Source organism: Streptomyces sp. SAJ15 (genome assembly GCF_007595705.1).
Classification (GTDB): Bacteria; Actinomycetota; Actinomycetes; order Streptomycetales; family Streptomycetaceae; genus Streptomyces.
In genome coordinates, this window is record NZ_NISY01000012.1 from 116,832 (window position 1) to 130,669 (window position 13,838).

Below are 13,838 nucleotides of genomic sequence, written 5' to 3' on the forward strand. Positions count from 1 at the left end.
CCGCCCTCTGTCCGGCCTCTGACCAGGGGATATATCGGGATGAACTAGGGCAGTGTCCGGGGGTGTCCGGGCAGCATCAGTCGCCCTGGAGGTACTTCGCGGCGTCAGCGATGTCCTCGCGCCGATAGCCGTTGACGCGACCGCGGCCCTCGATAGTGACCTTGACCGTGCCGCCCGCGCCGGCCGCCCGCAGGAGCTCGCCGAGGCGCTCTGCGGACATACCGTCGATCATCGAAGCCATCTCGTCCAACTGAGCAGCACCACGGCCGAGCTGGTCCATCGCGGCCAGCGCGCCAGTCACGGCGTCGAGCTGTGCTCGGTGCTCAGGAGTCATCTGAAGCAGCTCCCGGCCCGGCTCGCCGTTGCACTTGGGGCCACCCGCGGCCGAGGACAACCCCGTGGCGTTGAGGAGGTACTGCTCGATCGGGTCGTCCCACTGGCCGACCAGTCGCCCCGCGGACTCGCGTAGGTCTGCGGCACGCTGCATCAGCTGCGTGAGCTCCCCGCGCTCGTCCTCGTCCAGGTCGAAGCTGCGGGCCTTGTCGGTGACCCCGGCGAACGGATTGACCAGCCATCCCAGGCCAGGCATCGGCGGGTCGAACTTCGACGCGTCCCGACCGCTGCTGGAGGCGCTGCCGCCGAGGATCGCGTTGGACTGGGTGGCATTGTCGACGCGCATGGCCCAACGAGTGCCGCAGTTCATCGCCAACGCCTGCGGCAGGACGTCGACCTCCGGGTACTGAGTGATCAGGACGAGGAGGATGCCGGCGCCGGCAGCCACTGCGGACAGCTTGATCAGGGCTTCGAGGATCTCGTCGCGTAGTGGCAACCCGGGCCGAGTGTAGGTGGCTACCTCATCGATCACGAGCAGTTCGATCCCGCCGAGCTGGCTGATGGACTCCGGTGTCAGCTTCGACTTGCCCAGCTGGCCGAGCAGCTTGTTACGACGGTCCATGTCGGCAATCAGGGCTTTCAGCAGAGCGAGGAGCCGCTCCGGGTTGGGCTTGAAGTACGTGGCCGCGACGCCCGCCTTGGCGTAGGCATCCCATTCCCCGTTGGTCTTGCCCGCGACGACCCGCACATTGATCCGAGGGTCCATCGCGGCGCCGGCGACGAGGTTGGCAGCGCCAACGCCCTTGCCGGAGCGGGTCATGCCGGCGATGACGAATGAGCTGTTGTTGATGACCATGTTGACGGTGATGCCGCGCTTGTTCCACGCGACGGGCACGCCGTCCTTGAAGGCGTCGAGCCCACCGGACATGGTCAGCAGCGGCGACGGGCGGGGCTTCTCGAACGGGTCGGCGTCGGTCATCCACAGTGACGGGCGGCCGGCGGCGCCCGCCTTGGTGATGTCGATCATCGACGAGTCGAGGCCAAGCGCCGCAGCCAGTGCCTCCTCCTTCCGCTTCAGAGCGGTGACTGTGACGCCGGTGGGCAGATCGAACACGATGGTCGCCGTGCGGTCCGGACCCCAGGGCGTGGCGGACAGGACACGGATCTTGCCCGAGAAGCCGATGCTGTGAATCGCCTCGGCGAGCCGCTCCTCGCTGAGGGCAACCGTGCCCGGCTCGGACGCAATGACCTCCACGTAGCCGGAGACATCCGGGTCCTGATCGCTGTCCTTGCCAGGCCGCCCGTGGCAGGCGCCGACCGCGAGCACACCGAGCCCCATGAGGATCTCAATCCAAGGGCCGCCAACGACGGCACCGGTGGTGCCACCCGCCATGCCCACCGTCCCCCACCCGCTGGTCTTGACCCAGTGCCAGCGCTTGTGAAGTCGGTAGGCGCCACGACGCTCGTCGAGAAGCTTCCTGGCGCGGCTCTCGGCATCGGTGTCACCCTTCGCGGCCTTCAGCTCGGCTCGCGCGGAGTGGATCATCTGCGGGTAGTCGTCATGCCGGGCATCCAGCCACCGCCGGCCGAGGGCACGGTAGCCGGCAGGGATCCGACCGAGGGCGCGGGCGGCGAGGCTGGCACGGGAGAGGGCCCAGTCCGGCCGGGCCACCTCACCCCCGCCGTACTCGACGACTACCCCCTCCACCGGCGCCGCCCGCTCAGGCTCGTCCTTCACCAGGCTCAGCGTCGGACGGTCAACATGGTCGGGTGCGGTCGTCATGGCAGGGCCCTCCCCAGACTCGTGCGGGCGGGCGGCCGGGATAGTCATTTCGCCTCCTTGCGCAGGCCGCTCTTGGCAGCGATGGACATCTGGTTTCGGGCCCCGCTGCTGTACTTCTGGGAATCGTTCGGACGTCGCACTCCGCGCGCCTTCGGGCCCCCTACATGACCGCGTCGCGAGCGAGGGGGCACTTGTTGATTGACCTGCGCGCTCTTGGCCTTGTTGAGGGTGTTGACAGGCTTGTTCTGGCGCGCCGCTTCGACCCTCGCCTCGGCCGCGTTCCGCATGCGGATGACGTCCGCCGACTCGCCAGGCGGCGCACCCTCGACGTCGATCTTGGCCTGCTTCCAGATGGCCTCGGTGACACCCGTCTCGCCATAGTCCGCGGCGAGCTTCACGGCGTGCTCCCACACCTTCGAGAAGAGCTTCTTGCGGTCCTCGGCAAGCTGCTTCGCCGCCTCCGCCGCAGCCTTGTCAGCGGCCGCCTTCTCCGCGGCCTCCTCGGCGGCAATCCGCTTGGCCGCCTTCTCAGCCGCCTTGCGCTCGCGGCGGGTCTGCTTCCCGTCTCGCTTCCGGATCCGTCCGTTCTCGTGGAGGTCCCACACCCCAGGGCCAGCGATGCTTGCGAACGCGGTCCCGATGGCCGTGCCGGGGTCGAACGCGTGGAGTCCGTGGTAGAGGTTGATGCCGGCCGCGATGAAAGCGAGCAGCCACACGATGGCCCGGTAGTGCCAGGTCGGCCGGCTGTTTGCTGCTGCCGCAGCGGCCCCTCGATGGACGACCCACGCGCCGCCTTCAAGCATCAGCGGGGCGGCCAGCATCCACAGGGCGTCCTTGTTGTAGAAGGCGGCCATCTGGACTGGGAGGGCCACGATGCCGCAGACGACCGCGAAGCGGATCGCGTACTGGCGCCACTTCTCGTCAGCTTCGGCAACCGACTCAGCCCTCTGCTCCTCAGCGGCTTGCTCCGCCTCGTGCGCCTTGCGGGCTTCCGCAGCCTTGCGTTCGATTTCCTCACGCTCGGCGTTCTCGGCGGCAAGCTTCGTGAGGTGGGCGGCTTCCTTCTCTTCGAGGGCCATGGCGGCCCGTCGGTTCGCGAGGCGCTGCTTCTCGGCCTCTTCTCGGGCTTTGATCAGGGTGGCTTGGGCTTCAGCCTTGGCCTGGCGGCGGCGGGCCTCCACCTCGGCCTCGGTGCGGGCCCGGATGGCGGCGGCTTCGGCCTCCGCGACCGGGTCGGGCGCGGGGGGCATGGTCTCGCTGGGGGCGGGCTCGGCCGGTGCAGCGGCCTCGACCTTGGGCTTCTCGGCCGGGGAATCGAACTCTATGGGCCGCCAGTCCCCCATGACGGGCAGGCGGCGGGGCGGCGCAGAGCCGTTCACCTGAGTCGGGCTGGCGGTCGCAGTCACGGTGTTCGTCCTTTCGAGATCAGTGGGTGGTTGCGTGGGCGGTCGGTGGTGGGCTGGCTGCGACGGGCGGAGGCTTGGTGTCGAGGACGGCTCGGGTGATCCGCTGGTCGTCGATCGCCCCATCGAAGATCAGGGAGGCGACTACGAGGGCGGCGATCATCAGCCGCAGCCACCACGGCGGATCAAGGCCGACGAACCAGGCCAGGCCCGCGACCATCACGGCGACCCGCGCCCGCCCGAGAGCAATCTGGAACGCAAGACTCACAACAGGCTCCTCAGCGAAGATGAAGATCAAGAAGTGGGGCTGGCCAGCTCTCCTCACCGCCGGTACGAGACCGGCGGATCGGGCAACCGGTCAGTCATCCAGGGCGACGCCCGTCGACCACGGGCAGAGGTCGTGAGCGCGGCGGTCCTTCGCCTTCATGGCCTTCCGACGGTCCTCTTCGCCACGCGCCTTGATCTCACGAAGGCGGCCCTAGAAGGCGGCCTCGTTGGCCGCAAGCTCTGCTGCAGCCTTTTCAGAACGGCGCTTGAACACGTTTCCTCCTGGTGTGGTGGTTGGAAGCACTGGCGCGATTCCCCTCACCGCCGGTACGAGACCGGCGGATCGGGCAACCGTCAGGTGAAGCGCCCCGGGTCGGGCACCCGACCGACAGACAACCTGGTGGCCGCCGAGGTGCCCTGAGGGGCGAGCTGCTCCAGCAGCCACGGCTGATCGAAGGGCGGCGGCGCCATGAAGTCGGCGCCGCACGGGCAGGTGACGCGCGGCTTCTTGCCGAGGTAGCCGTAGAGGGTCAGGCCCTTGTCCCGGCGGCACTTGGGGCAGCGCAAGATGTCCCTGCCGAGGACGACCTGCCCGCGGATGATGTGCTTGTGCAGCACGTTCATACAGATCCCCTTGTTTGGGTCGGCCTGCCGGACTGACAGGCTCCCCGCCCCGCCCGGGCGTCACCGGGCGGGACAGGCAGCCGTCAGTCCCCGAACAGGCGTCGGCGGGCGTCGACGACCTCGGCATCGGTCGTGCCGGTCGCCAGGGCCGCGTTCTCGACAACCCGCAGATCGTTCAGAGCGGCGACGGCCTTCGGGTGACGCGACCCGAACTCCGCAACCGCCTCCTCTACATTGCGGATAGCAGCGGCGACCATCTCAGCAGCGTGCCTCGACACGGCTCCTCCTATCGATCAGTGATGAATGGGCGACTCTCGAACGGCGGCGGGCTACAGAGACCCGCCCGGGTCCCGCCGCGGCAACGGCGGCATCTCATCCGGGTTCTGGTCACGCGCCCAGTCGTGCTGCGGCTCCGGCTCATCCACGACGCGCCCCGCCCTGCTCGTGCCGGGCCTGACCCCGACAGCGCTGCGCATGGGCTCGGGCGCCCTCGTCAGCCAGCTGCTCATCCACGGTGGGCACCCCCACCTCGCCGCAGCTGCACGACCAGTTGTGCTTGCCCCCGCCACACGGCCCGCTGTAGACGACGAACCCGCGACGAGACCTGCCGCCGAAACTCACGACCCGCTCCCCCGCTGCGCGTAAGCCGCAAGAGCACCCGGCTCATACGGCCGCCGGACGATGTCCATCAGGTCCGCAGGCCACCAGCCGAGGAACACCTCATCGGTCGCCGCGACCAGCATCGCCACCGGATCCACACCGCCCAGCGCGGCGCCGATCTCCGCCAGCAGGCCCGGGTCCGTGGCGCTCACGACCCCGCCCCCGCGCCCTCGACAGACGGCACAACCGCCTGCACCCACCAGGCCAACCGAAACCGCTCCGCCAGAACCGTCTGCACCACCTGCCGGCCCCCAGCCTCAACGAACGAGTCCCGCCCACCGAGATTCGAGAACCGCAGCCACAACACGTCGCCCTCACGGCCGGCCGACGACAGATCCAGCGCCAGCCCCATCCACACCTGGCTGCTCCGGCACCGCACCTCCTCCAGCAGATCCCCGAACTCGATCCCCAACTGCGGATCCACCGGGAACCCCCGCGCGGCATTCCTCTCAGCCGTCTCATGCCACTCCGCGAGCATCGCCCGGAGACGCACCAACCGCTCCCCGGACATGATCCGAACCACGCCCCTGCGCGGGTCATGCACAACCTCGGCCTGCTCACCCCGGCGCCGCAGACCCTGCGCGATCTCCTCCAGCCTCGGCCGACTCCGAAGGTCACCCGCAGGCAACTCACGCACCTCGGACGCCATCACGCCACCGCCCCGGCGCCGCCCTGAACGGCACGGATCTCGTCCATCAGACGCGGCTCGTCCGAGTGCTCCTCGTCGTAGGCCATCGCGGCCAGGATCGCGTCCGTCACCCCGGCGTGGTCGCCGGCCGCACGGCACGCCACGTAGGCGGTGATGATCGACGCACGAGCCACGTCGTCCGACACCACATCGACAACCCGCACACGGGAGCGACGCTGGCGAGCCAGCTCGGAGACCGCAGCCTCATCCGCGTCGGCAAGAACATTCATGAACATTTCGAGTCCTTTCGGGTTGAGTCGAACCAGGGACGAAGGTCGAGAAGAGAGCCGTGCCCGCGAGGCGGACGGGGGGCAGACCCCGCGGGCACGGCGGATCGAGGGAGTCAGGCTGGCGGCGCAGCGCGTGCCGTGGCTCTGGCGCTAGGCGGCCGGGGCCTCAGAGGACGACCCGACAGCGCGCTCGGCGAGGAACTTCACAACGGCCGCTTCCGAAACGCGAAAGCTCGGCCGCTTGCCCTTGCTGATGTCGATCGCCTCGAGGCAGCCGCCGTGAATGAGCGTGCGCACGTACTGGGCGCTGGCGCCGATCCGGGCAGCGGCCTGGCCGGTAGTCAGAAAGCCGCTCGCGGGAGCGGCAGAAGCGGACGTCACTGGGTGCTCCCCTGCGGTCGACTGGGGTGGACAATCCAATGACAGCACTGCTTTGAAGTGCCTGCAAGTACTTCAAAGCAATCTGGAGAATTCAAGCCAACGAAAAGCCCCCGCCCGGAATGGGCGGGGGCAAGATACATGCAGGTCAGGCAGGGAAGTCGTACCGGAGCAGGTAGCGGGAAGCGTCCAGAATCATTCGGTTCACCTCGACCACCCTGCCGGCCGAGTCGAAGGCGTACCGCACCATCTCGACCACTGGCGTGGACGGAAGCATCTTCAGATCTTCAACCTCGACGGCAGACGGCATCCGACACTGCAAGTCCTCCCGGAACCGGGCCGGCTTGTGTCCGACCTCGGCTAGCCGCTCATAGATGCCACCCGGACCCGTGTCGCGCTGAGTGATCCGAGTACCGCGCGCAAGGTCTTCGGGAACGAAAGACGTCGACCGGATTACCGGCACGCCCTCCACGAGGTACCGGCGATCCCTCCGGACGACCGGAGAGCCCGGCTCAATCCCGAGCACCTCAGCGATCCCCGCATCCACAGGCAACTGCTCGACCTGAACCCCGTCAACTTCGAGGCGCCGGTCATCGACATCAACCTCCCAGACGGACCTACCCTCGCCCCACTGTTCAGCAGACAGCCGCTCGAGGGCGTTGCGGACGATGCGCCGCCAGCTGCGGACGTAAACGCCGGAGCCGACGCGGGACTCGATGATGCCTTCGTCGCGGAGGACGGCGAGAGCCTGCCGGATGGTGCCCTGCGCCTTCGACGTCTCGGCGTACTGCTCGATCAGCTTCCTCTCAGCAGGAAGCTTGCCACTGGGCAGGAATTCTCCACTGTCGATGCGCCTACGCAGGTCGTCGGCAATCTGCCGGTACTTCGGCGGTGCGCCGCCCTCACGTGACACATGCCCTCCTCCGGGTCTGAATCTCTCTAGAGCAACGCTACCTGCTCCAACGCGCCGCAACGGAGACGACCAGCGCCCAACCCTGGCGCTCGATTGCTTTAAAGCGATACGGTGGCTTCGTAGTCGATGCGTGACAGCACGCATTCGATGGACCGGGCTACGCCTGCCCGAGAGGAGCCACGCATGCCCGAGCGCACCGCGCTGTACCGCCTCTACGACGCCGAGGACCGCCTGCTCTACATCGGGATCACTACCGATCCTGAGGCGCGCTGGGAGAGGCACGCCCTCCTCAAATGGTGGTGGAGCCAAGTGGACCGCAAGGACCTCACCTGGCTGAACGTCTCCTGGCGCGACGCACTAACGGCGGAGGCTGAAGCCATCCTTGAGGGCCGCCCCAAGTTCAACGGGGTCCACAACTACCGCCCCGCCCCGTTCGACGGTGCCGCTTGGCCTCAGATCCAGCCTGGGCGAGGCAAGGCGCGCGCCTTGGCAGCCCTGATCCGCGCAGAAGTCGAGACTGGTCGCTGGCAGCACGGCGACAGGCTCCCGCCCTGGAGAGGCTTGGCCACCGCCACGGGCGTTAGCAGGACCACTGTGGACCTTGCCTACCGCGAGCTTATAAACGAGGGCTTGATCGAGCGGTTGCCGGGCGTCGGGACCTTCGTCTCCGTGGGCGGGCCCGTCAAGCGCCCCAACCGTCAACTAGCCCCAGGCCGCCAGGCAGCCCGCTAGCGAGAAGGGCTCGGACCCCGCCAACGTCAAACCTGTTCAACAGCGACGTCGACGCCGGCCGGCCCAGCACCTGTTTTCGGCCAGTTTCCGGGCCTCGCCCCGCTCTCTGATCCTCGCCGAGGCTCGCTCTGACCGCCTGAAAGCCGTTGAAAGACGTGGCTGTTCACGGAGGGGTCCGCGAGGTCGAATCCCCTGGTCAGTTCAACTCTTATGTGTCACGCACGGTCTGGTGCGGGCCATTCCGGGGCTGTTCGGAGGGCGCCGGATCCGATCTACGTCGCCCCGGGTCGCGGTCTGTTCGTCTTACGATTCCGGACAGCGCAACGGCCGGGGAGTGGAGCCCCCGGTCGGGGCAGTGATCAGCGGGGTGGAGTCCGTCGATCCGCAGGTTCCAGCCATGTCGATTTCGGGCCACGTTGGCTTGCCTGGCTGGTCTGCAGGGATGTGTGAGAGGTGTTTGAGATGTGCGTCAGACGTTGATCGCTGATAGCCGGTGGCCTGCGTCTTCGCTGGTCAGCCCCACCCTAACGCGTCTATGGATGCGTTGCCTGATCCAGTTAGTGTCCGCATCAGCCTGCGGCAGACTGGCTTGGAAGCGCGAGCGGCCGGGCGGTCATCACCCGCCCGGCCGGTTCGATCAGCGAGTCATCACCTCGCTGATCGTGAAGCCCCAACTCTCACGAAAGGACTGCACGATGAGTGTAGCGATGTCCCCTGCCCGTTTACTGTCGGCACCTCTGCCGGATTTGCTGGCGGACCTGGAGGTGCAGCTCGTCGAGTCGGGGATCGCGGACGAGTCGTTCTTCGGCGCGGTGTTCCGGCTCGAGGAGCGGCTGGTCCTGGTGGCGCCGTCGGGGTGCCCTACGGACGAGTGGGACGTGCTGGCTCGCGGCTTGCTGGGTCAGGCGCTCGGGGTGAGCTTGCCGGCGTTGCCGTCGTCGGTGGCAGCGGTCGAGGTGGTGTCGTGAAGCTGTGGCGTCGGAGGTCTCCTGCGGAGCGCCTGGAGAGGCTGTTGTGGCCGGGGATGTTGGCGGCTCGGGAGCTGTTGCCGTGGGGATGCGCGGACTGCGGTGTGGATACGCGGGACGAGTATTACTCGGTGTTGGATGAGGTGTGGTCGGCGGCGGGGATGGGGCCGGAGGGGCTGTTGTGTATCGGCTGCCTGGAGCGGCGGTTGGGTCGTCGGCTTTGGGCGGCGGATTTCAAGGCGGCTCCGGTGAATGATCCGGCGTGGCGGAATCCTCCTCGGCCGAAGTCGGCTCGCCTGCTTGATCGCTTGAAGGGTTGATCGAGTTGGAGGTTGGCGGCCGGGTGGCTTTGCTGCCCGGTTGTCGGCTTGTCTGGTTGTGCCCTGGTGCGCCTCTAGCCCGTAAGGGCACTCTGTTGGCTTGTCTGCCTGGAGGGGGTCGTTGGTGGCTGTTGTGTGTCCGGGGTGTAGTCAGTCGAGTCAGGTGGTGGATTTGCCCGCGTTTTGGGATTCGTTGCCACCGGGCGCCGGTTTGAAGGGGAAGTTGGCGCAGCCGGCGGCGTATGAGGCGCGTTACGGGGTGTCGGCGCTCCTGGCTGCCGTGGCGGTGCTGTTGTTGTTGACGCGTGAGCCGTTGGGGGTGGCGGTCGGGGTGGTGCTGTTGGCTGCTGCTGTGGGCTCGGTGGTGCTGTTTCGGCAGCGGTCGGCGTCACGGGAGACTGAGCGGTCGGATTGGCTGCGGTCGAAGTACTGTCGTCACTGTCCGCGGACGATAGGCCCGTCGGAGGCGGTGGAGGCGTAGCTGCGCGCTGCGACTCCCCCCGACGCTGCGTAGCCGACGCACTCACACGGCCCCGCCTGGGTTTCGGGCGGGGACTGCGTCACGTCGTGGCCAGCTCGGCTGCTTCTGTGAGGACTTGAAGGGTGCACTCGAGGAGTTGGTCGGCTGCTTGTTCGCCGGCGATGGTGCGGATGGTGCGGTAGATGTTGTAGGCCGCGTTGCGGTCGGGGTCGTTCTCGGTTCCGTACTCTCGCATGAGGCTGCGAGAGAGGCTGTGTTCGTAGTATTGGTGACGGCCGTGTTCGCGGTGGTGGGCGTTGGCTTCTTGGCAGCAGCGGAGGAATCGGGCGAGCTCGTCGGGCCATGCCAGGGGCATGGCAACGAGGAGGTCGCGGGCGATGTTGAGGCCGTGGGGCCATTCGCTCTTACGGCCGTAGTGGTCGGTCAGGGCGACTCTGAGCTCGAAACTCAGGTCGAAGTCTCTGTGCATGCCTGATAGCTATCGATGGGCTGGCAGGCTCTGGGGAGGCTCGCCGTTGGGCTCGTGCGGATTAGCCCGTCCTGGTGCTCGGCGAGCCGGAAACTCGTTTGGGATCGGTGGTTCAGTTGCCCGTAGGGGCGCCACCAGGAGCCACGTTTTTACAATCGGGGATGTCAGTGCCATCTTCCGCCTCGGCTCGGTCATTCCCGTTGATGTAGTAGGCAGACACCCAGCCTTTCTTGCCACCTTCGTTCAATTCTATCCACAGCCACCACGAGTTGTAGACACCATTTTCGGTGACCGTCGCCCCCTGAGTTCGGCAAAAGACGTAGTGACGGCCGGCATTGAGGGTTCCGATTCGCTCGGAGTTCCGGGAGGGGCTTCTGCGGATGGGACCGTCTTTAAATGTGCTTATCCATACCTTGGTCATCTCGGCATCGGGCGATGCCTCGGGTGAGGCCGTTTCTATTAGGGAGGTGTTCGGTCTGGTAGTCGGCGGGAAGGTCGACGGTTCGCTGTCGTTCTTGGAGGCGAGAGCCCAGGCCAGCCCGGCGATTATGGCCAGCACCACCGCGAGTGCCGCTCCCGCGATCAGCGGTGTGTTGTGTCGCCTCCGCCTACCGTCGTCCGCGTCGCCTTGACGGTCATCGTGGTCGACGGAAGGCCCACGTGCAGTCGGCGGAGTGGCACGAGGCTCGTCGTGTGCTCCCCGGGCGGGCTCGGCTCGGTCGTCCAACCCATGTGATAGTGCCGGTGTGGGCGGTGTCGTCTGGGTTGGTTCCCAGGTGAGACGCTCCTTGTCGGTGCCATCCGGCGGTGGCGCGACCTGCGTGGGTGGTTGCTGCGCTGGCCCGGACGCCACATCGCTCAGCATCCGCTGGGCAAGCTCAGCACTGGGCCGCTGGTTCGGATCCTTGCGAAGCAGCGCTTCGATGACAGGGGCGAGCGGGCCCGCGTGCCGAGGCTCTGGAAGCTCGTCGGCGACTACGGCATGCAAGGTACTCATCGTTGTGGTGCGGCGGAATGGAGATTGCCCCTCTACCGCTGCGTACAACGTCACGCCGAGCGACCACAGGTCGGATTCCGGGCCTGGTCGATGGCCCATGGCACGCTCTGGTGCGAGATAGTCCGGCGAACCAATAACGTCACCGGTGCGGGTTAGGCCGCTGGAGCCCCCCATGACGGCGATGCCGAAATCGGTGAGTACCACTCGGCCGCCGCGCTCAAGTAGTACGTTGGCGGGCTTGATGTCTCGGTGGAGAACCCCCAGTTGATGTGCCCGGTCCAGCGCCGACAGCAATTGCGCTCCGAGTCGGGCCGCGTCTCGCGGCAGGAGTGTCCCCTCTGTGGCAATAACGTCGGCGAGCGATTGTCCGTCGATCAGCTCCATCACGATCCACGGTCGACCGTCTTCTTCCAGTACGTCAAATACGGTGACGACCCCGGGGTGCTTGACCCGCGCTGCGGCCCGTGCCTCGCGCTCCATGCGGGTGTGCAGCACTGCTAGCTCTTCGGGCGGGAGGCCACTGACCGTCAGCTCCTTCACCGCCACCTCTCGACCGAGCACCTGGTCCTGCGCCCGCCACACGGTGCCCATCCCGCCATGGCCGAGCTGCTCGACGAGGAGATACCGGCCAGCCAGCAGCCGTTCTTCATCGCCACTCATGGTGCTCCCGAGCCTTGATCAGAGACGCGGGCTCCGTGCAGAAGGTGTGCGTAGCTTCGTGGTTCCTCACTCCCGCGTCGGGGGCCGAAGTATCCACCTCTTTCCATATTGCGCCGATTGTTCGGCGTTGTCGTGCCGAGCCGGCGCCACACAGGGCGGGGTGAATGCGCCCTGCCCGGCATCGGTGTCGTCGAGGTCTTAGCGTTGCCCACACGTCTAGCGCCCTCTGTGGCTAGGCCGCGCACTCACGCCTCGCCCGGGTCACTCAGGTGGGGCAATTACGGCGTAGCCTCTGCCTGCGCGCTGTTGGGCGTGGAGATGATCTGCCCATGGAGGAAGCGTTCACCTTTGTCGTTCCCGTGCCTCGGCCATCGGTGGATGTGCTGTTGCCGGACAAGAGCGGCAGAGTGCGCGGGCGTCTGACGACTGTGGAGGGTAGACCGGATGGTGCGGTGTGGGTGGAGGTAGAGGTCGCGACTTGGAGTCGCTGGTCGACCCAGCTGGCTGTTGGTGAACCATCCACCGAGGGGATCGGCCCGGCCCAGATTCGAATCTGGGCCCCTTCAGAGGCCGTTCTCGGCAACGAGGAGGACGTCAGGCAGCTGAAGGCTCTGTTTCAGGCGAGCCGCTGTGCGCCTCCTGTCAGCGCGACCGCTTAGGTCGGGGACGGCGGTGGTGGTGGAGGCTGGCGGTGGCCGCGGTTGGCTTCAGCCGAGGTAGGTCACCTGTAGCACGGTGATGGTTTGGAGTACGTGGCCTATGAGGAGGACGGCGAACGCGTCGTCGCAGACGGCCATGCGCATGATCTTGTCGTCTTCGCCGTAGGGTACGGTCGCGCCGATTGGATCGTGGCATGCGGCGTGGAGTGCGAGGGTGAGTTGCTCGCTGATGTGGGCCGGCAGCGCGTCGTGGACGGCTTCTGCGGCGGGGTCGTACTTCAGACGGAACACACGCGTCCCCAGGCGTATAGGCGCATGCGGGAGCACGCGCGTTTTCAAGTCGGCGTCCCACCCCCGCCTTGGACGGCAGCGTAGTCGATCGAGAGCAGACTGTGATCTGTTTGGAGGATTACGCTGCTCCGTAGGCCCGGATGTGCTCTGCGTCCTGCTGTACGCGTTCTGTGGCGTCGATCCAGTCGCCTGGCGGGTCCTCGCCTCTGGCGTCGTACTCGGCGAGGGCCCTGCCGCGTTGGACGGCTGCGGACGTGTCTTTGGCGATGCGTTCCCACTTGGCGAACACGGTTAGCAGTTCGTGCGCCGGCGCTTTGTTGATCTCGCTGAGGAAGCGCTGGGCTAGCGCTGGGTTCCCGAGTGCGTCGCGGATTCGTTCGATCGTCCACTGGTCGCCGCTCATCGCCTCAGCCCCAAGATCGCGTAGCCCTACTGGATATCAGTGATATCACGCCCTTCTGAGGGTAGCCGCCCGGCCAGGCGGCCGGGTGGTGGCTCGTGAAAGTTCACACGCCCGGCAGTGTGTCCTGCTGTATCTCGTGGCTTGGTGGGCGGGGTGCACTGCGTGTGTGGAGCTTGTGTCTGCAGCCGGGGCCGAGGCCCCAGAGTCGGGCGTCGCGGTCGCGGAGTGGCCGGCCGCACATGCGGCAGGTGACGGGCAGGCGCCCCTTTGCCGGTGTCGGCGGGTCTTTGAAGCCGGGGAGGGGCTCGGGGTCGTGGGCGGTCATGCTGCCGGTGTATCACTCAGGCAGCGGGTCAGTGGCGGCGGCGGCTGCTCTCGACGCCGGTGGAAACGGCGCGGACTGATTCGGAGGGGGCGTCGGGCGGGACTGTGCTGGGGCCGTAGACGGCTTTGCGTCGGGCTGCTTCTCGTTTGGCTGCCATGGCCAGCGTGTTTCTGGCGATGCGCTCTCGCACCCACCACTGGTTGGGGCGCTTCTTCTTCGGCATGTCTCTCCCCCTTCGGCCGGGCCAGGCGTTT

Annotated in this window: 18 protein-coding genes; 2 read left to right on the top strand and 16 right to left on the bottom strand. The window is 67.1% G+C overall.

What is annotated here, in order from left to right; genetic code table 11:
* Window positions 1-76: 76 nt before the first annotated feature.
* From CD790_RS25810 to CD790_RS25850, 10 genes are all read right to left on the bottom strand, one after another.
* Entirely contained in the window at window positions 77-2,116 is a 2,040-nt protein-coding gene (locus CD790_RS25810) for an FtsK/SpoIIIE domain-containing protein (RefSeq protein WP_144385739.1), read from the bottom strand.
* Window positions 2,117-2,160: 44 nt separating this feature from the next.
* Window positions 2,161-3,522 carry a hypothetical protein gene (locus CD790_RS25815; protein ID WP_144385740.1) on the bottom strand — a complete coding sequence of 454 codons (1,362 nt, stop codon included), beginning with the start codon at window positions 3,520-3,522 and terminating at the stop codon, window positions 2,161-2,163.
* A gap of 19 nt (window positions 3,523-3,541) precedes the next feature.
* A complete protein-coding gene (locus tag CD790_RS25820; RefSeq protein WP_144385741.1) occupies window positions 3,542-3,787 on the bottom strand; it encodes a hypothetical protein in 246 nt (81 codons plus the stop codon).
* Window positions 3,788-4,140: 353 nt separating this feature from the next.
* The gene (locus CD790_RS25825) at window positions 4,141-4,410 is read right to left on the bottom strand and encodes a hypothetical protein (protein WP_144385742.1); all 270 of its coding nucleotides are present in this window, start codon (window positions 4,408-4,410) and stop codon (window positions 4,141-4,143) included.
* Window positions 4,411-4,493: 83 nt separating this feature from the next.
* Entirely contained in the window at window positions 4,494-4,667 is a 174-nt protein-coding gene (locus tag CD790_RS34840; protein WP_186319234.1) for a hypothetical protein, read from the bottom strand.
* A gap of 360 nt (window positions 4,668-5,027) precedes the next feature.
* Window positions 5,028-5,222 carry a hypothetical protein gene (locus CD790_RS25830; protein ID WP_144385743.1) on the bottom strand — a complete coding sequence of 65 codons (195 nt, stop codon included), beginning with the start codon at window positions 5,220-5,222 and terminating at the stop codon, window positions 5,028-5,030.
* Entirely contained in the window at window positions 5,219-5,581 is a 363-nt protein-coding gene (locus CD790_RS25835; protein WP_144385744.1) for a hypothetical protein, read from the bottom strand. The genes CD790_RS25830 and CD790_RS25835 overlap by 4 nt, the downstream gene beginning before the upstream one ends.
* Before the next feature lie 137 nt (window positions 5,582-5,718).
* Window positions 5,719-5,988, bottom strand: coding sequence for a hypothetical protein (locus CD790_RS25840; protein WP_144385745.1), 270 nt, complete (start codon window positions 5,986-5,988; stop codon window positions 5,719-5,721).
* Between the two features lie 150 nt (window positions 5,989-6,138).
* Window positions 6,139-6,369, bottom strand: a complete 231-nt coding sequence (locus tag CD790_RS25845; protein WP_144385746.1) for a helix-turn-helix domain-containing protein — start codon at window positions 6,367-6,369, stop codon at window positions 6,139-6,141.
* A 145-nt stretch (window positions 6,370-6,514) separates the two neighbouring features.
* Window positions 6,515-7,279, bottom strand: coding sequence for a GntR family transcriptional regulator (locus CD790_RS25850; RefSeq protein ID WP_260867883.1), 765 nt, complete (start codon window positions 7,277-7,279; stop codon window positions 6,515-6,517).
* A gap of 183 nt (window positions 7,280-7,462) precedes the next feature.
* Between CD790_RS25850 and CD790_RS25855 the strand changes: the two genes are divergently transcribed.
* Window positions 7,463-8,011, top strand: coding sequence for a GIY-YIG nuclease family protein (locus tag CD790_RS25855; RefSeq protein ID WP_186319235.1), 549 nt, complete (start codon window positions 7,463-7,465; stop codon window positions 8,009-8,011).
* Window positions 8,012-8,706: 695 nt separating this feature from the next.
* Window positions 8,707-8,979, top strand: coding sequence for a hypothetical protein (locus CD790_RS25860; protein WP_144385749.1), 273 nt, complete (start codon window positions 8,707-8,709; stop codon window positions 8,977-8,979).
* 880 nt (window positions 8,980-9,859) lie between these two features.
* Here the strand turns inward: CD790_RS25860 and CD790_RS25870 are convergent.
* The 6 genes from CD790_RS25870 to CD790_RS25895 all read right to left on the bottom strand — a co-directional run bounded on the left by CD790_RS25870 (window position 9,860) and on the right by CD790_RS25895 (window position 13,807).
* On the bottom strand, window positions 9,860-10,249 hold the full coding sequence (locus CD790_RS25870; protein WP_144385750.1) for a hypothetical protein: 390 nt from the start codon (window positions 10,247-10,249) through the stop codon (window positions 9,860-9,862).
* A gap of 112 nt (window positions 10,250-10,361) precedes the next feature.
* Window positions 10,362-11,906, bottom strand: coding sequence for a serine/threonine-protein kinase (locus tag CD790_RS25875; RefSeq protein ID WP_144385751.1), 1,545 nt, complete (start codon window positions 11,904-11,906; stop codon window positions 10,362-10,364).
* 707 nt (window positions 11,907-12,613) lie between these two features.
* Window positions 12,614-12,856: a hypothetical protein gene (locus CD790_RS25880; RefSeq protein WP_144385752.1), complete on the bottom strand. Its 243-nt coding sequence runs from the start codon at window positions 12,854-12,856 to the stop codon at window positions 12,614-12,616.
* Between the two features lie 118 nt (window positions 12,857-12,974).
* On the bottom strand, window positions 12,975-13,259 hold the full coding sequence (locus CD790_RS25885; protein ID WP_144385753.1) for a hypothetical protein: 285 nt from the start codon (window positions 13,257-13,259) through the stop codon (window positions 12,975-12,977).
* Window positions 13,260-13,362: 103 nt separating this feature from the next.
* The gene (locus CD790_RS35330) at window positions 13,363-13,584 is read right to left on the bottom strand and encodes a DUF6011 domain-containing protein (RefSeq protein WP_144385754.1); all 222 of its coding nucleotides are present in this window, start codon (window positions 13,582-13,584) and stop codon (window positions 13,363-13,365) included.
* Between the two features lie 28 nt (window positions 13,585-13,612).
* On the bottom strand, window positions 13,613-13,807 hold the full coding sequence (locus tag CD790_RS25895; protein ID WP_144385755.1) for a hypothetical protein: 195 nt from the start codon (window positions 13,805-13,807) through the stop codon (window positions 13,613-13,615).
* Window positions 13,808-13,838: the final 31 nt, after the last annotated feature.